The sequence below is a fragment of the Pseudomonas sp. UBA6323 genome (assembly GCF_002439135.1).
GTDB lineage: Bacteria > Pseudomonadota > Gammaproteobacteria > Pseudomonadales > Pseudomonadaceae > Aquipseudomonas.
The window spans coordinates 93,068-115,260 of the sequence record NZ_DJSX01000015.1 but is presented as its reverse complement, the minus strand read 5'-3'; the positions used below and the strand labels follow the sequence as shown (position 1 = coordinate 115,260).

Annotated in this window: 15 protein-coding genes and 1 pseudogene; 6 read left to right on the top strand and 10 right to left on the bottom strand. The window is 64.1% G+C overall.

What is annotated here, in order from left to right; genetic code table 11:
* Nucleotides 1-28: 28 nt before the first annotated feature.
* From B3P22_RS04545 to B3P22_RS04515, 6 genes and pseudogenes are all read right to left on the bottom strand, one after another.
* Nucleotides 29-631, bottom strand: a complete 603-nt coding sequence (locus B3P22_RS04545; protein ID WP_296270063.1) for a DUF924 family protein — start codon at nt 629-631, stop codon at nt 29-31.
* Nucleotides 631-1,528: pseudogene (locus B3P22_RS23715) on the bottom strand (class 1 fructose-bisphosphatase). The gene B3P22_RS04545 and the pseudogene B3P22_RS23715 overlap by 1 nt, the downstream one beginning before the upstream one ends.
* A 157-nt stretch (nt 1,529-1,685) precedes the next feature.
* Nucleotides 1,686-3,530 (bottom strand): esterase EstP, encoded by a 1,845-nt coding sequence (gene estP, locus B3P22_RS04530; RefSeq protein ID WP_296270061.1) that lies wholly within the window; start codon nt 3,528-3,530, stop codon nt 1,686-1,688.
* A gap of 90 nt (nt 3,531-3,620) precedes the next feature.
* On the bottom strand, nt 3,621-5,264 hold the full coding sequence (locus B3P22_RS04525; RefSeq protein WP_296270097.1) for a histidine kinase N-terminal 7TM domain-containing protein: 1,644 nt from the start codon (nt 5,262-5,264) through the stop codon (nt 3,621-3,623).
* Between the two features lie 223 nt (nt 5,265-5,487).
* The gene (locus B3P22_RS04520) at nt 5,488-6,837 is read right to left on the bottom strand and encodes a DUF3999 domain-containing protein (RefSeq protein ID WP_296270060.1); all 1,350 of its coding nucleotides are present in this window, start codon (nt 6,835-6,837) and stop codon (nt 5,488-5,490) included.
* Nucleotides 6,834-10,430 carry a DUF2339 domain-containing protein gene (locus tag B3P22_RS04515; RefSeq protein ID WP_296270059.1) on the bottom strand — a complete coding sequence of 1,199 codons (3,597 nt, stop codon included), beginning with the start codon at nt 10,428-10,430 and terminating at the stop codon, nt 6,834-6,836. Before B3P22_RS04515 ends, B3P22_RS04520 begins: the two co-directional genes overlap by 4 nt.
* Before the next feature lie 226 nt (nt 10,431-10,656).
* Between B3P22_RS04515 and B3P22_RS04510 the strand changes: the two genes are divergently transcribed.
* The gene (locus B3P22_RS04510; protein ID WP_061238470.1) at nt 10,657-11,052 is read left to right on the top strand and encodes a YkgJ family cysteine cluster protein; all 396 of its coding nucleotides are present in this window, start codon (nt 10,657-10,659) and stop codon (nt 11,050-11,052) included.
* A gap of 20 nt (nt 11,053-11,072) precedes the next feature.
* Here the strand turns inward: B3P22_RS04510 and B3P22_RS04505 are convergent, their stop codons facing one another.
* The 4 genes from B3P22_RS04505 to choX all read right to left on the bottom strand — a co-directional run bounded on the left by B3P22_RS04505 (nt 11,073) and on the right by choX (nt 14,737).
* Entirely contained in the window at nt 11,073-11,546 is a 474-nt protein-coding gene (locus B3P22_RS04505) for a thioesterase family protein (RefSeq protein ID WP_296270058.1), read from the bottom strand.
* A gap of 184 nt (nt 11,547-11,730) precedes the next feature.
* Nucleotides 11,731-12,696, bottom strand: a complete 966-nt coding sequence (locus B3P22_RS04500; RefSeq protein WP_296270057.1) for an L-carnitine dehydrogenase — start codon at nt 12,694-12,696, stop codon at nt 11,731-11,733.
* A gap of 124 nt (nt 12,697-12,820) precedes the next feature.
* Complete coding sequence (locus B3P22_RS04495) at nt 12,821-13,705, bottom strand: 3-keto-5-aminohexanoate cleavage protein (RefSeq protein ID WP_296270056.1); 885 nt, start codon at nt 13,703-13,705, stop codon at nt 12,821-12,823.
* Between the two features lie 99 nt (nt 13,706-13,804).
* Complete coding sequence (gene choX, locus B3P22_RS04490) at nt 13,805-14,737, bottom strand: choline ABC transporter substrate-binding protein (RefSeq protein WP_296270055.1); 933 nt, start codon at nt 14,735-14,737, stop codon at nt 13,805-13,807.
* A gap of 280 nt (nt 14,738-15,017) precedes the next feature.
* Here choX and B3P22_RS04485 point away from each other — a divergent pair, with 280 nt between their 5' ends.
* The 5 genes from B3P22_RS04485 to dgcB all read left to right on the top strand — a co-directional run bounded on the left by B3P22_RS04485 (nt 15,018) and on the right by dgcB (nt 22,108).
* The gene (locus B3P22_RS04485; protein ID WP_296270096.1) at nt 15,018-15,962 is read left to right on the top strand and encodes a GlxA family transcriptional regulator; all 945 of its coding nucleotides are present in this window, start codon (nt 15,018-15,020) and stop codon (nt 15,960-15,962) included.
* Nucleotides 15,963-16,202: 240 nt separating this feature from the next.
* A complete protein-coding gene (locus B3P22_RS04480) occupies nt 16,203-17,180 on the top strand; it encodes a dipeptidase (protein ID WP_013713683.1) in 978 nt (325 codons plus the stop codon).
* 189 nt (nt 17,181-17,369) lie between these two features.
* Complete coding sequence (locus B3P22_RS04475) at nt 17,370-17,900, top strand: 4-vinyl reductase (RefSeq protein ID WP_197857998.1); 531 nt, start codon at nt 17,370-17,372, stop codon at nt 17,898-17,900.
* Between the two features lie 84 nt (nt 17,901-17,984).
* Entirely contained in the window at nt 17,985-20,045 is a 2,061-nt protein-coding gene (gene dgcA, locus B3P22_RS04470) for a dimethylglycine demethylation protein DgcA (RefSeq protein ID WP_296270054.1), read from the top strand.
* Between the two features lie 101 nt (nt 20,046-20,146).
* Nucleotides 20,147-22,108 (top strand): dimethylglycine demethylation protein DgcB, encoded by a 1,962-nt coding sequence (gene dgcB, locus B3P22_RS04465; RefSeq protein ID WP_296270053.1) that lies wholly within the window; start codon nt 20,147-20,149, stop codon nt 22,106-22,108.
* The last annotated feature ends 85 nt before the right edge of the window (nt 22,109-22,193 follow it).

Genomic DNA, 22,193 nt, shown 5'->3' with positions numbered 1-22,193 from the left:
AGCCGGCGACGACTTGCCCGATTGGAGTTCAGAAACGCGAGCCGGGTTCCCGCAGGAAGGCCTGCTCTTCGTCAGTGCAGGCGCGCCCCAGAATCGCGTTGCGATGAGGGAAGCGCCCGAAACGGGCAATAATCCGCTGGTGGCGCTCGGCGAAATCGAGGAAGTCGGCGAATAACGTCTGCTCGCCGGCGGCGGCTTCGTTCACCAGGCTGGCGAACAGCTCGACGGCGCGGTTCTGCAAGGGCAGGTCTTCGGCATGCTCGAACACCAGATAGGCAAACACCCGCTGGATGGGTGCCAGCCTGCGATCCCAATCGCGATCCAACCCTGCTTGCAACAGCGGGCGAGCTAGGCGGTCACCGGCGAAGGCCCGGGGCGTATCGCGGAAGATCATGCGCGGCAACTGATCGAGAAGAATCAGTTGCGCCAGCCAGCCCTGTGGGTCATCCGCCCAGCCTTGCAGCTCGCCAGCAAGGGCCTGCTCGACCAATGCGCCGAAACGCACCTCGGCCTCGCGATCCTGGCTGTCACGCTTGCCGAACCACAAACCGTGGCGCGCCGCTGCCACTTCGGTGGCGGTGCCGTGATCGGCACCGAACCACCAGTCGAGCAACGGCTGCCAGGCGTGCATCAGCTACGGTGATAGGCGGTAACGCGCAATACTTCTTCCTTGGAGCCGAGGAAGACCGGCACGCGCTGGTGCAGCGAGGTGGGCTGGATATCGAGAATGCGCTGGCTACCGTCGGTGGCAGCGCCGCCAGCCTGTTCGATGATCATCGACATCGGGTTGGCTTCGTACATCAGGCGCAGCTTGCCCGGCTTCTCGGGCTCGCGAGCGTCACGCGGGTACATGAACACGCCGCCACGGGTAAGGATGCGATGCACGTCGGCCNNACATGTTGATGGCGAATTCCTTGGTCGACTCCGGCACCTTGATGTTGTCGTGGGTGAGCACGAAGCTGCCCAGTTCGCGATCCAGGGTGAAGCCCTTGACGCCGTCGCCAAGGGTCAGCATCAGCATGGTCTGCGGACCGTAGATGGCGTAGCCGGCCGCAACCTGCTGCGTGCCCGGCTGGAGGAAAGCCTCCTCGCCCAGGTCACCGGTCTCGCCGTTGCGCTCGGGGCAACGCAGCACCGAGAAGATGGTGCCGACCGAAACGTTGACGTCGATGTTGCTGGAGCCGTCCAGCGGGTCGAATACCAGCAGGTAGGCGCCTTTCGGATACTTGCCGGGGATCTGGTAGGCATTATCCATTTCCTCGGACGCCATACCGGCCAGGTGGCCACCCCATTCGTTGGCTTCGAGCAGGATCTCGTTGGAGATGACGTCGAGCTTCTTCTGTACCTCGCCCTGTACGTTCTCGCTGTCCAGGCTGCCCAGTACGCCGCCGAGGGCGCCCTTGGAAACCTGGTGGCTGATCGCCTTGCAGGCCCGTGCTACGACTTCGATAAGGAAACGCAGGTCGGCCGGGGTGTTATGGCTGCGAGTCTGCTCGATCAGGTAGCGGCTCAGGGTGACGCGGGACATGGACGGCTCCGGAAAGGGGAAAAATCGCGCGCAGTTTAACCCGTTCCCGCCATGGCCGCCTCCCTGAGGCCACGACGAGCAGGAGAAAATGACGAAGCGCGCTTCGGACCGGCTGCCAGCGCTCTTCAGAGGAACTACGCCGGCGTCGGAACGACTCTTAGAGCTCCAGTGACAGGGAAAGATTCAAACCATGCTGGGCTTCATCGTCGGCATGCCGGTAGCTATAGCTGCCGCGTAGCGACAAACCGTTCCCCAGGTTATGGCTGACACCGACATGGCCGCGCCACATACGGTCGTCCGGTTGATAGCCAGGCAGTTCGAAACCGATCCCCGGCAGGCTGTTAAGAGCCATGCGCACTTCGCTTGGATCGTCTTCATATTCCCGCTCCATCGCCAGCTCAGCGAAGAGACGGGTCTGTGGCGTGAGGTCGTAAAGCCCCTGCAGGCCGGCACCGAGACGCTTGGATTTGCGCACCTGATCTCCGTAGCTCAGGGCCGTGGAGCGTTGGCCATCCTCGGCATAGCCGTCCACTTCGATCCGCGCATAGTCGGCGCTCAGGAAAGGGCTCAGGTGCCACTGGCTGCCAGGCTGAGCGATGTCGTAGCCGAAGCGGCCGCTGAAGGACCACAGATCACCGTCGGTATCGCCCTTTTCCGAGTTGGTGGCAGGACCGATAGCGAACTTGCGCTTGAGGTCGTCGTAGTCGAGACGACCGATACTGGCGGACAAATCGCCCCACCAGCGATTGTGCTGATACTGCGCGAACGCAGTGCCCAGGTAGCTGCGCAGATCGTAATCGGAATCTGCAGCGCCTGCTTCCAGGCTCTGCTGGTAAAGCCCGGCAGCCAGGCCCAGGCGCCAGGCGTCATTGACTCGATAGCTGGTTCCGAAGTTGAGGCTGTAGCCATTGCCATCGGCATCGCCACCGTGCAGATCGTAATCCAGGCGCTGGCCGCCGGTGTTGATGAAGGCACGCCACTGCCCTACCCCTTGCCAGGCTTCCCAGTCGGCAAGCCACTGAGCGCGCAACTGGTCCTGGTGGCCACGCAGCGTACCCAATGCCATTTCCGGCAGAAGCGTGATCTCCCAAGGCGCCGCGAGAAGCGAGTAGGCATAGTCGGCAATGATACGCTGCCCGGCGATCGTCGGATGAACGCTGTCGTTGAACAGTAGCTTGGTCGGGTCAGGATTGGTGCCATTGACCCCGTAAACCGGGTGTTGGTTGGTGCAGTCATCGAAACAGCTGCCGATTACCGCGTCACGGTCATCGACCAGGCCGTAACGGCCGGGATCAGCCAGTGTTTCCGAAAGATTGAGCGGGATATTCAGCGGGATCACATTGGCATTGATGGTTGCCAACTGACTTACCACTTCCTGGTTGAAGTCGCTTCCCAGCCCGGAAAGGAAGTCCTGCAGTCCGCCACCGTAGAAATTCGGTGTCAGACCGATATCCGGCAGCAGCCACACCATGATGTAGCGCGCGCCTGCCTGCTGCAGAACCTCGACGCTGTCGACCAGCCTACCGCCAGCCGCTTGAGCGCTGGCGGTATCGATGACACGAAACTGAAGAAAATCGTTGCCACCACCGGTGAGGTAATACAACGCGTTGGGATCGGCACGCCCGCCGCTGGAGGCCAGGTACCCGCCTGGACCGCTGATGGTGTTGAGGATCTCGTCGGTACGATAGCCACCAACCGCCCAGTTGTTGCCACCCTCAACCGAATTCGCCGGCCCCAGGCCTGCTCCACCCAAGCCAAGGGCATCGCCAAGCAGCATGGGCGCCACCGGGCCGAAAGCTTCGCCACTGCCGTCCTGATAGGTAGGGCCAACTCGATTGGTGAAACGGGTAGTAGCACCGGCTGGGCCATCAGCATCAGTAAACCAGCCTGCATCACTGAGGCTGTCACCAAATACGTGCAACGCGCTGTAGGGGGCGGCGTAAAGAGGATGGGCGCTAGCCAGCAAACAAGCAGCCGCCAGCGGTTTGAGCAGACGTTTCATGGCAAGTCCTTATTGTTGTTGGAATGAACTTCTCAACAAAATGTAGCGGCTCCTGCGCTGAAAAACATCCAGTTGGCTGCGATATTCACTCTATGAAGCCAAAGCTATACGATTCCTCCCGCCGCGTTTGGCCGCATACAGTGCTATGTCTGCCGCATGCAGCAGCGCATCGAGTTGTCCACCATTGGCCGGCCATACCGCAATGCCAGCGGACAAGGTCACAGGCATCGTACCCATGCGCGTCGGGTGATCCACGCTCGCCAGCTGCATGCGCAGCGATTCGAGTCGAGCGTGCGCAGCCTGCGCATTCAACCCCGGCAGAATCAGCAGAAATTCCTCGCCACCGATACGGAATACCGCGTCGGTGCTGCGCAGGTTGTCCAAGAGGTGCTGTGCCACGGACTTGAGCACGTCGTCGCCGACCAGGTGACCGTACTCGTCGTTGAGCTGCTTGAAATGGTCGAGATCGATAAGCGCCAGTGCCAATGGCAGATTTTCGCGCTGCGCCCTGGCCAGTTCACGGTCGAAGAACTCATCCAGATAGCGACGGTTGTAGAGTCCGGTCAGCGGGTCGCACAACGCCTGCTCACGCAGTTGCTCGTGCAAAACGGAAATGGTGCGCAAGCGCTCCTCGCTGACGGCCAGGGCCTCGGCCAGCTTGAGCTCGGCGAGATGGCGCTGCGTGACATCACGCACGTAAAGCATGCGCCCAAGCAGAACCGGGCCGTTGCGCGTCGTGCGCTCGATCCCGCGCACACGCACTTCGTAGTAGCGCGCGGCGCTGGTCAGGCTGAGCATCTGCTCGCTCGCCTCGCCCTCGTGCTGTTCGAGCAAGCGCTGCAGGTCGGTGCCGAATACCGGCCAGTCGGCCAGCGCTTGACCCTGCCAGCCCTGCTGCTGCCCGGCCAGTTTGAGTGCGGCCGGGTTGGCCTCGATCACCCGCCCGCGCGGGTCGACCACCAGCACCGGATCGATCAGCGCTTCGAGCAGCAGGTGCCGCGCCACCGGCAGCAGGTCGAACAGGCGCACGCCGTGAATCAGCCAGGCGAAGGCGACCAGGGTAAAGGCGAAGCAGAACGGCGTGGGGTCGACGCCAAACACCGTCCAGCCGAACACCACGTAAGCGATGTTGGCCGTCCAGGGCGCTGCCGTGACTAGGACGAAGCCCAGATAATGTCGCCGATGCAGCCCGTGGCTGAGCACCGCTGCACGCACCACCACGCCCATGCAGAACGCCATCAGCAGGTAGACATAAGCCGCGGTGGCGTAGAACAGCGGACCATGCCGATAAAGCACCGGAGCCCCGGGGCTATCGTCGATCGGGCCAGTGCTGGCAAGGTAGAAAAGGCCGTGCCAGGGGTTGCTCAGCGCAATGATCCAGACCAGCACGGGCATCAGGCTCAGCGCCAGCACGCCGGCGCGCGGCACCGGTGTGCGCACGCTGTTGACGTACTGCCAGAGAAATACCGCCCAGAACGTGGGCGTGAACAGGATGCCGAGCCAGGCGAGGCCGGAGAGGAACATCTTGCACTCTGCCGACATCACGCTCAGTTCGAGTGATGCGCAGGCCATCCACCAGAGGCTGGAAAGGTGCAGCAGTATGAAGCTGTCGCGTCCTGGAAAATCGCGCTGGCGGGTCATCCAGTGCGCCAGCAGGATGACGCCGAAGCACACCAGCAGGGTGACGAGAACCGGGGGCGACGGTGACCAGCCCGGCGCCATGCAGGCCTGTATCAACCGGGCCTCCGTTGGCAAAAGCCTTTTACGGAGGGAACGATGAAGCGAGTCGAGATACGCAAGCGGGCCTTCCTGACCAGAGTAGAGGGCGCTGGCGCCCGAAACTGCTCACGACTCACAACGCGGCGATACTTCCCAACCGAAGAAACCGTGAACGCTGCTTACGATACTGCAAAAGCATGGCTTGAACAGTAATGACATGCATTCCCGACCATAGCACTCAGCCTTTGTCGGGGCGCCGCAGAAGGCTCGCCGCCATCGCAGCCAACAATGCCACGCCGAGCAACAGTACAGCCCAAAGTCCCCAACGCTTCCAGTCCATCGCCGCAGTCATCGGTACATCCACCTCAGTCGACTGCACGGCAGCGACATCGACCTGTGCTACAGCCAGCGAAGCCAGACGCTCATCCGAATATCCGGGGATCAGGGTGCTGACGGGAAGCGCGGCCGATGTAACATCGCCCTTTCCTACCGCGAGTCGGTAGGGCGGCTCGCCGCGCGCCAGGAACACCAGCTGGGTGGCGCGGACAGCGAAGACCGCGGTCGGTGCCTGATCGCCCAGGCCGCCGCCACGCGCGTCGATCTTCATGCGCAGATGGCGCACCGGCCAGGCCGGTAAGGCCAATTCATCCTGGCGCACCTCGCGACCATCCTGTGGCAGCCGATAGAGCACACCACTGGCAAGCGGCCGCCAGGGGTCTTTCTCCAGCACGCGCGCCTCGAACGAGACTGGGGCCAGGGCGTTGGGCTCGTCCAGGTTGATGCGCAGACGCTCGAGGGGCAGCGCTTGCGGCAATTGCCATTGGTAATGTCCATCGTTCGTGGCCTGCGCCTGCATCGGCTCGGACCAGACCAGCGGCGCCGGGCTGCTCGCCTGGCGGCGACTGCGCAGCGTCACCGCGTCCAGCTCCGGCGCCTGCCGCGGGCTGTCCCAGAGCAGCCGGATGTAGCGTGTCGAGCGAGCGGGCAGTTCCACCTGACGCTGATCGATTCTGTCGCCTGCGAAGCTCAGGCGCGCCACCTGCCCCTCGCCCCAGCTGCGCCATTGCTGCAGGTCGTCGCTGGCCTCGATGGCGAAATGCTGAAAGCCCTCCTCGCCGCCACTCCAGCTCAGATCGAGGCGCACCAGTGGCGCATCGATGGCGCTGGCGTCGAGCAGCCAGCCACGCAGCTGGCGCTGCGCGGGCGACGGCTCGTCACCACTCAACTCGATCAAGGTACCGTCAGTGCTGCGTTGCACGCGCAGGCGCGGCGCATCGTTCTGCTGCGCGTCGGCATACAACGGGAACCAACGCACCCCGTGCTCCTGTTCCTCGTCGCGCGACTCGCTCCGGCCTGGCAGCAACGCATAGGCCTGAGCCTGACCGGCACCGTTGAAGATGCGCAGGTCACGCAGATCGGCATGCCGAGCGGCGTAGTGCACGGCCATCGGCAACTCGACCCGATACCAGGGGCCGGTCCCGTCCAGCGTCAGCGGCAGCAACTGGCGATAATCCTGCGGGCGCTCTTCGGCTTGTACACTGGAGAGCAGCGACAGGCCGAGGGCCAGAAGGGTGGCGATGATTCTCACGACAACGACTCCTTGTTCGCAGGGGTTTCATCGCTCTTGCGCGGCGGTAGCGGGGCAAAATAGCCCACGACCAAGAGCAGCACGCCGACACCGATGAACGACACGATGCGCTCCAGCCCGCCACGATTGCCCAGCTCGATGAAGAACAGCTTGGCCACCACCAGAGCGATCAGCGCGGCGCCGACCAGCCACAGCTCGCGACGCACGCGCAGGTGGCCGAACAGCATCAGCGCCAGGGCAATCAGGGTCCAGACAATGGACAAGCCGGCCTGCACCAGCATCGAATCGAACAGCGCCGGGCTGTCCCAGGCGACACCGCCCCAGTGATGAGCGGTACGCATCACCATCACCGTCAGCAGGGCAAACAGCGACAGTCCCGCCACACCCTGCGTGATCTGCAGTGCACGCACAGATTCCAGGCCGAAACGCGGCAGGGCGAATCGCCCCCATACGACCAGCGCGCCCAGGCACAACAGCAGCCCCAGCTCCAGCGGGTTGAACAGCGGCAGATAGGGCAGCGGGTCGCTGTCGCCGGCACTGTTGGCGTTGGCCAGCCAGAACCAGACGAGCATCAGCGCGGCCAGCGGCGCCGCTGCCCACAGGCGGTATTCGCGCTCGAAGCCGGCCACCGGCCAGGGCAGGCGACGCGCCTGCGCCATGACCCAGAGATAGGCCGTCGGCAGCAGCGCCCAGCCCAGCCAGCGCCAGGCATTGTAATGATCGGCTAGGCTCAGCAGCAGGTAACGCAGTTCCAAAGCCAGCACGCCGATCAGCAGCCAGCAGCCAAGCACATGGGCGACACTGGCCACTTGGCTCGGCAGCAGATCGGTCAGGCGCCGCAGTGCCAGCAGATGCACCGCGATCACCGCAGTCCACCCCAGCCAGCCAAAGTTCGCGGCCGGATGGTAAAGCGGATGCCAGGCATGAATCAGGATCAACCCGGCTACCGGGGCCAGCAGGCTGCACAGTACCGCCAGCTCGCGCCAACCGGTGCGCAAGGCCAGCAGCATCCAGATCAGCACCGACAGTGCCACCAGCACCAGCAACGCGCTGGCTTGCGGATCCGGCGGCACGAAGCGCAGCACTTCGCTGCTCACAGCCAGTGCCCACCAACCGGCGCCCCAGGCCAGCAGCAGCTGGCCCAGGCGCTGCAGGCTGACGCCATCGATGCCCGTCTCACGACCGCCGCGCGCCAGGCTATGCAGGCGCCAGGCACCGATTTGCGCGGCCAGCCCCAGCGCGGCAGGCGTCCAGAAGCCGGTATGCGCCAAGGGCGAAAGACCGTCACCACTGATCCCCGCCAACAACAGCGGCCCCGCAGCAAGAAAGGCCAGGCCGGCGAATACCTGCAGCACCAGGCTGAACAGGAAGGCCGCACGCTGCTGCAGATACAACCCCAACCAGAGAATCAGTAGCCCCGTACCGCCCCATACCGCCGCGGCTGCGACCCAGGGCAGAACGAACAGCACGGCCAGATTGATGAACACCAGACCCACCAGCATGACCGCCGACAGTGCGCCGAGCAGCCGGCGGTTCTCGCGGATGTGCGGATCACGCGCCGCCAGCAGCATGCCGGCAATCAGGCCGAAACCGACCATGGACGCAGCCAGCAGGCCGAACCATCCGGCGCTGAAACCTCCGCCGCCAAACAGAGAATCCAGCGCCATCTGACTGAGGAACAGCAGGCCACCGAGCAACTGGATGGCGAAGGCGCTGTAGACGAAGCTCGGCGCGGCAATACGCAGCCCGACGAACAAGGTCGCCAGCCCGGCCAGCGCCCAGGCAATCGCCGTACCGGGCGCCTCGAACAGCAGCGGTGCGATCAGATAGAGGAACGCCAGACCGGCAATGCCCAGCCAGGGCAGCAGTCGGTTCTCCCAGGCATTGGCGAGTTGCGGCGCCTGGCGCAGTTGCCAGTAGCTGAACAGCAGCGCCACGCCGAGCATCAGCGCGCCCAGCGGCGACCCGGCCAGCAGGCTGTCGTAGCCGAAATCCAGACCACTGAGAAAAGCCAACGCCGCGCCCACCTGCAACAACAGAGCGAAGGCACGCGCCAGCGGTCGGCCCTGGCGCAGGCCGAGCCAGTAGATACCGGCGCCTTCCACCGCCCAGGCAGCGCTCGTCCAGCGCGCATCCAGACCCAGCGGGATGGCCAGGCTGGCGAATACCACGCCGAGCGCCAGGCAGGTTTCCACCAGCAGCAACGCTCGTTCGCCGGCACGCGCCTTGAGTACGCGCGCCAGCAGCAGATAGAACAAGCCAAGACCAAGGGCGCTGAACGACGCAGCGAACTCGATATGGCGCACCAACGCCACCTGCAGGCCGAAGCCGACCAGCGGCGGGCCGAACAGCGTGGTGGCATCGACATAGTCGCCACGGCGCAGCGACCAGCGCAGCAGCTCGTCACGCGCCTCGGGCGCATCGGCCGCGTCACGCAGGGTACGGCGGGCGAACAGCAGGCCGATGACCACGTACATCAGGAAGAACAGGATCAGGAAGGGCTGGGTGCTCCACAACAGCTCGGGCGTGTAGGAACGCAGGCCCCAGGCGAAACCGATACCGAAGGTGCCGACGAAACCGATCAGGTTGAGCAGGCGCCAGGCCTTGAACCAGGCGATGGCGAAGATGCCGGCATTGAGCAGGGCGAAATAGGAGAACAGCGCGACATGGCTGCCGCTGCCGGTCGATGTGAGGATCGGCGCGGCAAAGCCCCCCAGAGCCGCCGCAGCCGCCAGGCCAAGGGCATTCTGCTGCACCGAAAGAATGGCCGAGAACAGTGTGACCGCGACCAACAGCCCCAGCGCCATGCCAGGGTCGAGCAGCGGATGCAGGCGCATGGCGGCGAACACCGTCAGGTACAGCACAGCGATACCGGTGCCCTGCAGCACCAGGGCGTAGTTGCGGTTACGCCGACGCAACCACCAGCCCAGGCCCAGCAAGGCCAGGGCACTCGCCACAACGCCCATGTAACGAAACTCCACCGGCACCTCGACGCCCTCAGTGGCGTAGCGCAGGAGGAAGGCCAGGCCGAGGAACAGCAGCACCACGCCAATGCGCAGCACGGTGTTGCCACCAAACAACCAGGCCTTGGCGGCGGCAATGCCACGCTCGATCAGATTCGGTTCACGCTGCGCCTGTTCACGCCAAGGGCTTTGCTGGGGAGCCGGCTGCGGTTTGGGGATGACCTGTGCGGCAAGCGGTGCAGGCTGTTCGGCTGGGAGCGCCTCCAACTCCGGTAGCGTCCAGTCCAGCTCCGGCACGGGCTCTTCGGCAACGACCGGCTCAGGCTGCACCTCCGGCTCGGACGGGGCTTCGGCTTCGGCAGGTGCTGCGGCCGGGAAAGGTTCCGGCTCGCTGCGCTCGCCCTGCTCCACCTTGACCAGGCGTTCGTGGATCGCGCGGGTACCGCGGTCGAAGCGCTCGGCGAAGTCCTTGAGCTGCGCGGCCAGTTGCGCGTTGCGCGACTCCAGCCCTTGCAGGCGCAGCGCCTGGCCCAGACTGAGGCCCATCAAGCCCCCAAGAATTGCGCCCGTGGCCGATTCGCTGGCGCCCATGCCGAGCACCAAACCGACCAGCATGAAGATCCATTGCATGCGTTATGTCCTACCGCTGTGGAAATGTCCTCGCGTCCCTGCCGGTAGCCCGAGGTGGCTGCCAGTATAGGAGCAGCGAGCGTCCAGCCACAGAGAGACGACTGCCACACAGGTCACAGGCACAACGCAAAGTAGCCAACTGCCAGCCGGTGCTTCACAAACGCCACGCGCCCGCTATTATCGCCGCCCCGTGACAGCAGCGGCGCAGACCGCACGATAGCCAACCATGATGAAGCCCCGCCTGATAGCCGCCGCCGAGATCGACCGCCTGGAAACCTGGGCCAAATATACGGCCGACATGTGCCACAGCTGCATCTCCAGCTGCTGCACCCTGCCGGTAGAAGTGCGCCTGAACGATCTGATCCGCCTGGAACTGGTGGACGAGTTCGAACGCAGCGAGCCACCGAAGAACATCGCCAAGCGCCTGCAGAAGGATGGAGTGGTCGAACGCTTCAACCAGAAGTCGGGCATCTTCACCCTGACGCGCATGTCCAACAACGACTGCCTGTTCCTCGATCGCAAGACGCGCCTGTGCACGGTCTACGAGAAGCGCCCGGACACCTGCCGTCATCACCCCAAGGTCGGCCCGCGGCCGGGGTATTGCGCATACAAACCGAAATAAGGGTTGCGACGCGGACTATCCTAGGAACCGCGGCGCAGGCCAATGACCCGGCCAATGCAGGCCGGCTGTGGCAGCCCCTGATGCTCGCTGGCCAGTCGCGCGACCTTGTCGGCCACTTGCGCGTCGAACGGCGCCGCGCGGCCGGCGGCGCTGTCGATGTTCATCAGCATCTGCTCGCTCTCCGCGAGGCTGGCGTTCTCGCCAGGTCGATACAGCGCATGGTGGATATGCAGGCGTTTGGCGTCATGCGCCAATAATTGCGTGCGCACTTCCACCCGCTCGCCCTCCTTCACTTCCGCCAGGAAGTTGAGATGGCATTCCAGGGTGTACAGCGTATGCCCGGTACGCACGCGGCCGCTTTCGTCCTGGCCCAGTACGTCCATCAGCGCATCGGTGGCATGGCTGAAGATCAGCAGATAGAAGGCGTCACGCAGGTGGCCGTTGTAGTCGACCCAGTCGTTCTGGATGCTGGTTTGGTAAGTGACAAGGGACATGCACTGTCTCCCATGGTCAGGCCCGCTGGGCAGTTTGATCTGTATCGGAGGAACTCGGTTTCGAACTGGTGGGAGCGGACCTGTGGGAGCGGACTTGTCCGCGAATGGTTTGGCACTGTGCCAGGTCTTTTTCGCGGACAAGTCCGCTCCCACAAACAGCTCGATAGCCTCAAAACTTCGACACTCAGTCGGCGAACGCGAAGCCATGCTTGGCCTTGGTCTGGCGGATCGCCTCCAGCACCGCCAGCAGGCAGTCGTCGCGGTAGCGCTCCAGGGTATCCAGGCTGCGTTCGCCCTGCTGTTCAGTGGTGCCTTCGACTACGGCGTCGATCAGCCCCTCGGTTAGCTCGGGTGCCTGCAGATAGGTCCAGGGCAGTTTCAAGGCCGGGCCGAACTGGGCCATGAAATGGCGCATGCCGGCCGGGCCGCCGGCCAGGGTGTAGGTCAGGAAGCTGCCCATGAACGACCAGCGCAAGCCGGCACCGAAACGGATCGCATCGTCGATCTCGCCGGTGGTCGCCACGCCGTCGTTGACCAGATGCAGCGCCTCGCGCCATAGCGCTTCGAGCAGGCGGTCGGCGATAAAACCCGGCACCTCCTTGCGCACGTGCAAGGGGCGCATGCCCAGAGATTCATAGACCTGCATGGCGGCCTTCACCGCCTCGGGCGCGGTCTTCACCCCGCCCACCACCTCCACCAGCGGTAGCAGGTACACGGGATTGAACGGATGGCCGACCACGCAACGCTCAGGGTGCGTGGCACCTTCGTAGAACTCGCTGGGCAGCAGACCCGAGGTGCTGGAGCCAATCAACACATCCGGACGCGCGGCGGCGCTGATCTTCGCGTGCAGTTCGCACTTGAGTTCGAGGCGCTCGGGGGCGCTCTCCTGGATGAAGTCGGCATCGCGTACGCAGTCTTCGATGGTGCTCACGAAGCGAAGGCGCTCCAGCGAGGCACCTGCCGCCAGACCCTTTTTCTCCAGCGCCGGCCAGGCGTTGGCCAGGCGCGTGCGCAGCGCAGCCTCGGCGCCGGGCGCAGGGTCCCAGGCGATCACGTCGAGGCCATGGGCCAGGGCACGGGCGATCCAGCCGGCGCCGATCACCCCGGTGCCGAGTGCGGCGAAAGTCTTGATATCGGTAACGAAGGTCATGGTTGAACTCCGGTAGCCCGGATGAAATCCGGGATCTGCATAGAGAAATGATTAGCAGAAAACGTGTCGAACAGCGCCCTCTTCCCCGGCCCCTCTCCCGCAAGCGGGAGAGGGGAGAAAATCGCTAGCGACGCGTAAGCTTCATCTTCTCCCGCCCTTCGGCCGGGGTCAGGGCGCGGCCGCCGAGGCGTTCGATGATCTCGATGGCACGTTCGACCAGTTGGCCGTTGCTGGCGTGCACGCCGCGATCCAGCCAGATGTTGTCCTCCAAGCCGACCCGCACGTGACCGCCGAGCAGCATGGCCTGGGCGACCATGGGCATCTGCATGCGGCCGATGCCGAAGCCGGCCCAGGTGATGCCAGGCGGCAGGTTGTCGGCCATGGCCTTCATGGTCGTGGTGTCGGCCGGCGCGCCCCAGGGGATGCCCAGGCAAAGCTGGATCAGCGGATCGTCCAGCAAGCCTTCCTTGATCATCTGTTTGGCGAACCACAGGTGGCCGGTGTCGAAAACTTCCAGCTCGGCCTTCACGCCTAGCTCGGTGATGCGCTTGGCCCCAGCGCGCAGTTGCGCCGGGGTAGAGACGTAGATGAAGTCGCCGTCACCGAAATTCAGCGTGCCGCAGTCCAGCGTGCAGATTTCCGGCAGCAGTTCCTCGACATGCGCCAGGCGGGTGATCGGCCCGACCAGGTCGGTGCCGACGCCGAATTCCAACGGCTGCTCGCCGCGACCGATTTCCAGGTCGCCGCCCATGCCGGCGGTGAGGTTGATGATCACGTCGGTGTCGCTCTCGCGGATGCGCTCGACCACCTCGCGGTACAGCGCCACATCGCGACTCGGCTTGCCGGTCTGCGGATCACGCACATGACAGTGGGCGACGGTGGCGCCGGCCTTGGCCGCCTCGATGGCAGCCGCCGCGATTTCCTTGGGCGTGACCGGGATCGCCGGGTGCTTGCCGACGGTGTCGCCAGCGCCGGTCACCGCGCAGGTGACGATAACCTCGTAGTTCATTTTCGACTGTCCTTTCCGGGGGCGAACGGAAGCCGACGGCATTGCCGCAGGCGTTGTGCAAAGAGGGGGGGCAGCGCCGGTCGAACCGGCGCTCGTGTATCAGTTGCCGGCGACCAGCGCCGCGCTGGCGGGCTTGCCGTCCAGGGTGGTGACGCCATCGAGCCAGGCCTCGACCACCTGCGGATTGGCCTTGATCCAGTCGCGCGCCACCTGCGCAGGCTGCTTGCGATCCATGATCGGCTGCATCAGCTCGGCTTCCTGCGCGCTGGTGAAGCGCAGGCTGGTCAGCAGCCGATTGGCGTTGGGGCAGCGCTCGGCGTAGTCCGGCGCGGTAACGGTGGAAACCGTGGCGGCACCATCGTTGGGGCCGAACACTTCCTCGGTGCCGGTCAGATAGGTGATCTGCATCGACAGGTTCATCGGGTGTGGTTTCCAGCCAAAGAACACCACGGGTTTCTCATTGCGCACGGCACGGCCAACGGCGGCGAGCATGCCGGCTTCGCTGGACTCCACCAGCTTGAAGCCGCCGAGGCCGAACTGGTTGGAGTCGATCATCTTCTGGATCGCCGTATTGGCGCCTGAGCCGGCCTCGATGCCGTAGATCTTGCCGTCCAGCTCATCCTTGAACTTGGCGATATCGGCCAGGGTTTTCAGGCCCTTGTCGGCGGTGTAGCTGGGCACGGCGAGCACGGCCACGGCGTCATCCAGCGACGGTTCGGCTGCGACCTTGACCGCGCCGGCATCGAGGAAGGGTTTGATGTTGTCGTCCATAATCGGCTTCCAATAACCGAGGAAGGCATCGATTTGCCCCTTCTGGATGCCGGCGAAGATGATCTGTTGCGAAGCCTGGGTCTGCTTGGTGTCGTAGCCGAGCCCCTGCAGCAACTCGCTGGCGACGGCGGTGGTGGCGACCACGTCGGTCCAACCGACGGCGCCAAGGCGAACATTCTTGCAGCTGGCGTCATCGGCCAGCAGGGAGGTACTGAACAGGCTCAGGGTGCAGCACGCGGCCAGTGCGGTAAGACCTTTCATCTGGGTGCTCCTTATCGTGTCACAGCGGTTTTATTTCGTTTTTCTAGAGGCCATGACGGCCCCCACCGTGCTCGGGTTCGTAGTCGCCCGATGAAGACACCTTACGCCGGGACACGCTGTATTACCCGCACTCTGCCGACCGTTAATTGACCCATACCGACTATTTTTTTCACAGGACGCTATTCGGTTGCTAGGCTGTGATTTCGTCGGAGCCCGCATGCACTGCGGAAATCCACCCCGGCTTGCATCCGGGCTACCACCAACCCTGTTCGCCACCTACATGCCCCAGACCTTCTGCTTCCTGCTGCTGCCCGACTTTTCCATGATGGGCCTGATGTCAGCCATCGAACCGTTGCGCGTGGCTAACCGCTTTCGCGGCGAGCTGTACCGTTGGCGCCTGCTCAGCCAGGACGGTAACGCCGTGCAGGCGAGCAACGGCATGTCGCTGAACGTCGACGGTGCGCTGGAACTGCCGGAGGCAACCCGCGCGCTGTTCGTGGTGGCCGGTTTCGAGCCGCTGGCTCACTACGATCACCACCTGGCGCACTGGCTGCAACGGCGCGACGCCGAGCTGGCGGTGCTCGGTGGCATCGATACCGGCAGCTTCGTACTGGCCGAGGCCGGGCTGTTCCAGCATCAGCGCCTGACCCTGCATTGGGAAGCCATCGATGCCTTTCGTGAACGCTACCCGGCGCTATTGGTTACTCAGGAGCTGTTCGAGATCGACGGCAAGCGCATCACCAGCGCAGGCGGCACAAGCAGTCTGGACCTGATGCTGGGGCTGATCGGCCAGGAACACGGCGAGACGCTTGCGGTGCAGGTCTCGGAACAGTTCGTGGTCAGCCGTATCCGCACGCGCCTGGATCACCAGCGCATGCAGGTGGCCAGCCGCTACGACCTGCACAACAAGAAACTGATCAGAGTGATCGGTGAGATGGAACGCCAGTGCGAGCAACCACTGTCCAGTGAGGCGCTGGCCGAGCAGGTGGGCATCAGCGTGCGTCAGCTGGAACGCCTGTTTCGCCATCATCTGGACACCACGCCATCGGCCTTCTACCTCGACCTGCGCCTGGACAAGGCGCGCCAGTTGCTGCGCCAGAGCGACCTCAGCGTGCTGGAGGTGGGCCTGGCGTGCGGCTTCGACTCGGCTTCCTACTTTTCGCGCTGCTACCGCAGGCGCTTCGCCGCCAGCCCCAGCCAGGATCGCCGCGAGCGGCTGGACTGAATGCACAGCTGCCCGTAGGAGCGGATTCAGCCGCGAAGCTTGCCGTCGCGACATCGCGGCTGAAGCCGCTCCTACAGGTGACGAGGTGCGCAGGGCGAACATATCCGTCCGCGACCTCGGCTTGACGCTTTCGGCAAACCCCCAGTCGTTTTTGTACCGGGTCGGCCAGCCCCCCAGGGATAAGCTCTCCCCAAAGCGCCGACAGCCGTCTCGGCGCATCAGTATTAGGGGACAAGCCTGATGAGCCCAGCCGAATTGCACGCCGACAGCATCGTCATCGACGGTCTGATCATCGCCAAGTGGAACCGCGAACTGTTCGAAGACATGCGCAAGGGCGGCCTGACCGCCGCCAACTGCACCGTGTCGGTATGGGAAGGGTTCCAGGCCACCGTCAACAGCATCGCTGCCAGCAGCAAGCTGATTCGCGAGAACAGCGATCTGGTGATGCCGGTACGCACCACCGCCGACATCCGCAAGGCCAAGGAGCTGGGCAAGACTGGCATCATCTATGGCTTCCAGAACGCCCATGCGTTCGAAGACCAGATCGGCTACGTCGAGGTGTTCAAGCAGCTTGGCGTGGGCATCGTGCAGATGTGCTACAACACCCAGAACCTGATCGGCACCGGCTGCTACGAGCGTGACGGCGGCCTGTCCGGCTTCGGTCGCGAGATCGTCGCCGAGATGAACCGCGTAGGCATCATGTGCGACCTGTCGCACGTCGGCTCGAAGACTTCCGAGGAAGTCATCCTCGAATCGAAGAAGCCGGTGACCTACTCCCACTGCCTGCCTTCCGGCCTGAAAGAGCACCCGCGCAACAAGTCCGACGAGGAATTGAAGTTCATCGCCGACCATGGCGGTTTCGTCGGCGTGACCATGTTCGCGCCGTTCCTGGCCAAGGGCATCGACTCGACCATCGACGACTACGCCGAAGCCATCGAGTACGTGATGAACATCGTCGGTGAAGACGCCATCGGCATCGGCACCGACTTCACCCAGGGCCACGGCAAGGAATTCTTCGAGTACCTGACCCACGACAAGGGCTACGCCCGTCGCCTGACCAACTTCGGCAAGATCATCAACCCGCTGGGCATCCGCACCGTGGGCGAGTTCCCCAACCTTACCGAAACCCTGCTCAAACGCGGCCATTCCGAGCGTGTGGTGCGCAAGATCATGGGCGAGAACTGGGTGCGCGTACTGGCCGACGTCTGGGGCGAATGATGAATACCTGCGGAGCCTACTGCGCCCACCGATAGCTGCGTCGCGTCCTCGCGACAAGCTCGCCGTACATGCGTACTGCTCTCGCTTGTCGCTGCGGGTCTCCTTGCTCTCGGCGTGCTCGCTACGGCTTCACAGGCATTCACCCGCATTTTTAAACACGCAAGATAATGAATTCTGGAGTTAGAACACATGGCCACCCACGCCCCTGAAATGCCCATCCTGGTCGACGACGAAACCGGCGTATGGACCACCGACGCCCTGCCGATGCTCTACGTACCGCGGCACTTCTTCGTCAACAACCATATCGGCATCGAGGAAGTGCTCGGCGCCGAGAAGTACGCCGAGATTCTCTACAAGGCCGGCTACAAGTCCGCCTGGCACTGGTGCGAGAAGGAAGCCGAGTGCCATGGCCTGTCCGGCGTAGCGGTATTCGAGCACTACATGAAGCGCCTGTCGCAGCGTGGCTGGGGCCTGTTCAAGATTGAGTCGATCGACCTCGACGCCGGTACCTGCGAAGTGCGCCTGGATCACTCGGCCTTCGTTTACGTCTACGGGAAGTGCGGGCGCCCGGTCGACTACATGTTCACCGGCTGGTTCGCCGGCGCCATGGATCAGATTCTGCAGGCTCAGGGCAGCAGCATCCGTACCGTCGCCGAGCAGGTCTATGGCGCCTCGCAGGAAGGCCATGACCACGGTCTGTTCCGCGTCAAACCGCTCTAAACAATAAAGACAGGAGGGAGGGCTTCACGCCACTGAAGCACCTCCAACCAGAGACCCCAGGCCGCTTTCCGTGAGGGTGCCGCAATGGCTTTTGAAGCAATGTTCCAGCCGATCCAGATCGGCAAAATGACCATCCGCAACCGCGTGCTCTCCACCGCGCACGCCGAGGTCTACGCCACCGACGGCGGCATGACCACCGAGCGCTACGTCAAATACTACGAAGAGAAAGCCAAGGGCGGCATCGGCCTGGCCATTTGCGGCGGTTCGTCCGTGGTCGCCATCGACAGCCCGCAGGAGTGGTGGAGTTCGGTCAACCTGTCCACCGATCGCATCATTCCGCACTTCCAGAATCTTGCTGACGCCATGCACAAGCACGGCGCCAAGATCATGATCCAGATTACCCACATGGGGCGTCGCTCGCGCTGGGACGGTTTCAACTGGCCGACCCTGATGTCGCCGTCCGGTATCCGCGAACCCGTACACCGCGCCACCTGCAAGACCATCGAGATCGAGGAAATCTGGCGCATCATCGACAACTACGCGCAAGCCGCACGTCGCGCCAAAGAGGGCGGCCTGGACGGCGTCGAGCTGTCCGCCGTGCACCAGCACCTGATCGACCAGTTCTGGTCGCCGCGCGTGAACAAGCGTACCGACGAATGGGGCGGCACCCTCGCAGGCCGCATGAAGTTCGGCCTGGAAGTGCTCAAGGCCGTGCGCAAGGAAGTCGGCGACGATTTCTGCGTCGGCATGCGCATCACCGGTGACGAATTCCACCCGGACGGTCTGTCCCATGAGGACATGAAGCAGATCGCGGCGTACTACGACGCCACCGGCATGCTCGACTTCATCGGCGTGGTCGGCTCGGGCTGCGACACCCACAACACCCTGGCCAACGTCATCCCCAACATGAGCTTCCCGCCGGAGCCCTTCCTGCATCTGGCGGCCGGCATCAAGGAAGTGGTCAAGGTGCCGGTGCTGCACGCGCAGAACATCAAGGACCCGAACCAGGCCACGCGCATTCTCGAAGGCGGCTACGTCGACATGGTCGGCATGACCCGCGCGCACATGGCCGACCCGCACCTGATCGCCAAGATCAAGATGGGCCAGATCGACCAGATCAAGCAGTGCGTCGGCGCCAACTACTGCATCGACCGCCAGTACCAGGGCCTGGACGTGCTGTGCATCCAGAACGCCGCGACCAGCCGCGAATACATGGGCGTGCCACACATCATCGAGAAGACCACCGGCGCCAAGCGCAAGGTGGTGATCGTCGGCGGTGGCCCGGCCGGTATGGAGGCCGCGCGCGTGGCCGCCGAACGTGGCCATGACGTGACCCTGTTCGAGAAGCAGGAACAACTGGGCGGGCAGATCACCCTGGCCTCCAAGGCTCCGCAGCGCGATCAGATCGCCGGGATTACCCGCTGGTACCAGCTGGAGCTGGCGCGTCTGGGCATCGACCTGCGCCTGGGCACCGGCGCTGACGCGGCGAGCATCCTCGACCTGCGTCCAGACATCGTGGTGCTGGCCAACGGCGGCCATCCGTTCCTCGAGCAGAACGAACACTGGGGCGCTGACGAAGGCCTGGTGGTGAGCAGTTGGGACGTGCTCTCGGGCAAGGTTGCACCGGGCAAGAACGTGCTGGTGTACGACACCATCTGCGAATTCACCGGCATGTCCGTGGCCGACTACCTGGCCGACAAGGGCGCGCAGGTCGAGATCGTCACCGACGATATCAAGCCGGGCGTAGCCATCGGTGGTACCAGCTTCCCGACCTACTACCGCAGCCTGTACCCGAAAGAAGTGATCATGACCGGGGACCTGATGCTGGAGAAGGTCTACCGCGAAGGCGACAAGCTGGTCGCCGTGCTGGAGAACGAATACACCGGCGCCAAGGAAGAGCGCGTGGTCGACCAGGTGGTGGTGGAGAACGGCGTCCGTCCGGACGAAAGCATCTACTACGCACTCAAGCAGGGTTCGCGCAACAAGGGTCAGATCGACGTGGAGGCGCTGTTCGCGATCAAGCCGCAGCCTTGCCTGTCCGAGCCGGGCGATGGCTATCTGCTGTTCCGCATCGGCGACTGCGTGGCCCAGCGCAACACCCACGCGGCGATCTACGACGCCCTGCGCCTGTGCAAGGACTTTTAAGCAGCCGCAAGCCGCAAGCCGCAAGCTGCAAGCAGGGGCGCCCGTCGCCTTTAGCTTGAGGCTTGCAGCTTGAAGCTTGTAGCTGCCCCTCGGGGGCTCTCATGCTGAACACCATTCTTCCCATCCTGCTCTTCGCGGCCCTGGCACTTGCCGTGCTGGGCGCGCTGAAGCGCTTCTTCATGTGGCGTCGCGGTCGTCCTGCCAAGGTCGACTGGATCGGCGGCCTACTGAAGATGCCGCGCCGCTACCTGGTGGATCTGCACCATGTGGTCGAGCGCGACAAGTACATGTCCAAGACCCACGTGGCCACCGCCGGTGGCTTCGTTCTCGCAGCCGTGCTGGCCATCGTCGTGCACGGTTTCGGCTTGCATAACCGTATTCTCGGCTTCGCCTTGCTGGGCGCCACGGTGCTGATGTTCGTCGGCGCCCTGTTCGTCGCCAAGCGTCGTCTGGATCCGCCCTCGCGCCTGTCGAAAGGCCCATGGATGCGCCTGCCGAAAAGCCTGCTGATGTTCGCGGCCAGCTTCTTCATCGCCACGCTGCCGGTTGCCGGGATTCTGCCCGCGGACTTTGGCGGCTGGGCGCTGGCGGCGATCCTCGCCGTTGGCGTGGCCTGGGGCGTGTCCGAGCTGTTCTTCGGCATGACCTGGGGCGGCCCGATGAAGCACGCCTTCGCCGGCGCACTGCACCTGGCCTGGCACCGCCGCGCCGAACGTTTCGGCGGCGGTCGCTCGACCGGCCTGAAAGCCCTCGACCTGGACAATCCGAAAGCCCCGCTGGGCGTGGAAAAGCCCACCGACTTCACTTGGAACCAGCTGCTCGGCTTCGACGCCTGCGTGCAGTGCGGCAAGTGCGAAGCCATGTGCCCGGCCTTCGCCGCCGGCCAGCCGCTGAACCCGAAGAAGCTGATCCAGGACATGGTCATCGGCCTGGCCGGTGGCAATGACGCCAAATTCGCCGGTTCGCCCTACCCCGGCAAACCGCTCGGCGAACACAGCGGCGGCCCGCATCAGCCGATCGTGTCGCTGCAGGGCAAGGCGCTGGTGGATGCCGAGACCCTCTGGTCGTGCACCACCTGCCGCGCCTGCGTCGAGGAATGCCCGATGATGATCGAGCACGTCGATGCCATCGTCGATATGCGCCGCCACCTGACTCTGGAAAAGGGCGCCACCCCGAACAAGGGTGCCGAGGTGCTGGACAACCTGATCGCCACCGATAACCCCGGCGGCTTCAATCCCGGCGGTCGCCTGAACTGGGCCGCCGACCTGAACCTGCCGCTGCTCGCCGACAAGCAAGAGACCGACGTGCTGTTCTGGGTCGGTGACGGCGCCTTCGATATGCGCAATCAAAGAACGCTGAGGGCCTTCGTGAAGATCCTCAAGGCTGCCGACGTCGACTTCGCCGTACTCGGCCTGGAAGAGCGCGACAGCGGCGACGTAGCGCGCCGCCTGGGTGACGAAGCGACCTTCCAGAACCTGGCCAAGCGCAACATCGCCACCCTTGGCAAGTATCGCTTCAAGCGCATCGTCAGCTGCGACCCGCATAGCTTCCATGTGCTGAAGAACGAATACGGCGCCCTCGGCGGCAACTACCAGGTTCTGCACCACAGCACCTTCATCGAAGAGCTGGTGCGCAAGGGCTCGCTGAATCTCGGCCAGAGCAAGGCCGCCAGCGTCACCTACCACGACCCCTGCTACCTCGGCCGTTACAACGGCGAGTACGAAGCGCCGCGCGCGGTACTCAAGGCCATCGGCATCGAGGTCAAGGAGATGGAACGTTCAGGCTTCCGTTCACGCTGCTGCGGCGGCGGTGGCGGCGCGCCGATCACCGACATCCCCGGCAAGCAACGTATCCCCGACATGCGCATGGTCGACATCAAGGAAACCGGCGCCGAGCTGGTGGCCGTCGGTTGCCCACAGTGCACCGCGATGCTCGAAGGCGTGGTCGCTCCACGCCCGGAAATCAAGGACATCGCCGAGCTGGTGGCTGAAGTGTTGATCGAGGCTACCGAGGTGGCGGCCAAGCGACCGAACGCCAAACGCGAACTGGCGGAGGTGCAGTGAACGCGACCGACGTAGGGCGGGTGCAACCCGCCAGCATCTGCCCGGCGGGTTGTACCCGCCCTACACACAGCCTGGAGGCCTTGGA

What these genes read in the sequence shown, in the direction of transcription:
- B3P22_RS04545 (WP_296270063.1), bottom strand. Translation starts at nt 631, where the DNA reads ATGCACGCCTGGCAGCCGTTGCTCGACTGGTGGTTCGGTGCCGATCAC.
- estP (WP_296270061.1), bottom strand. Translation starts at nt 3,530, where the DNA reads ATGAAACGTCTGCTCAAACCGCTGGCGGCTGCTTGTTTGCTGGCTAGC.
- B3P22_RS04515 (WP_296270059.1), bottom strand. Translation starts at nt 10,430, where the DNA reads ATGCAATGGATCTTCATGCTGGTCGGTTTGGTGCTCGGCATGGGCGCC.
- B3P22_RS04510 (WP_061238470.1), top strand. Translation starts at nt 10,657, where the DNA reads ATGATGAAGCCCCGCCTGATAGCCGCCGCCGAGATCGACCGCCTGGAA.
- B3P22_RS04505 (WP_296270058.1), bottom strand. Translation starts at nt 11,546, where the DNA reads ATGTCCCTTGTCACTTACCAAACCAGCATCCAGAACGACTGGGTCGAC.
- B3P22_RS04500 (WP_296270057.1), bottom strand. Translation starts at nt 12,696, where the DNA reads ATGACCTTCGTTACCGATATCAAGACTTTCGCCGCACTCGGCACCGGG.
- B3P22_RS04495 (WP_296270056.1), bottom strand. Translation starts at nt 13,705, where the DNA reads ATGAACTACGAGGTTATCGTCACCTGCGCGGTGACCGGCGCTGGCGAC.
- choX (WP_296270055.1), bottom strand. Translation starts at nt 14,737, where the DNA reads ATGAAAGGTCTTACCGCACTGGCCGCGTGCTGCACCCTGAGCCTGTTC.
- B3P22_RS04485 (WP_296270096.1), top strand. Translation starts at nt 15,018, where the DNA reads ATGCCCCAGACCTTCTGCTTCCTGCTGCTGCCCGACTTTTCCATGATG.
- B3P22_RS04480 (WP_013713683.1), top strand. Translation starts at nt 16,203, where the DNA reads ATGAGCCCAGCCGAATTGCACGCCGACAGCATCGTCATCGACGGTCTG.
- B3P22_RS04475 (WP_197857998.1), top strand. Translation starts at nt 17,370, where the DNA reads ATGGCCACCCACGCCCCTGAAATGCCCATCCTGGTCGACGACGAAACC.
- dgcA (WP_296270054.1), top strand. Translation starts at nt 17,985, where the DNA reads ATGGCTTTTGAAGCAATGTTCCAGCCGATCCAGATCGGCAAAATGACC.
- dgcB (WP_296270053.1), top strand. Translation starts at nt 20,147, where the DNA reads ATGCTGAACACCATTCTTCCCATCCTGCTCTTCGCGGCCCTGGCACTT.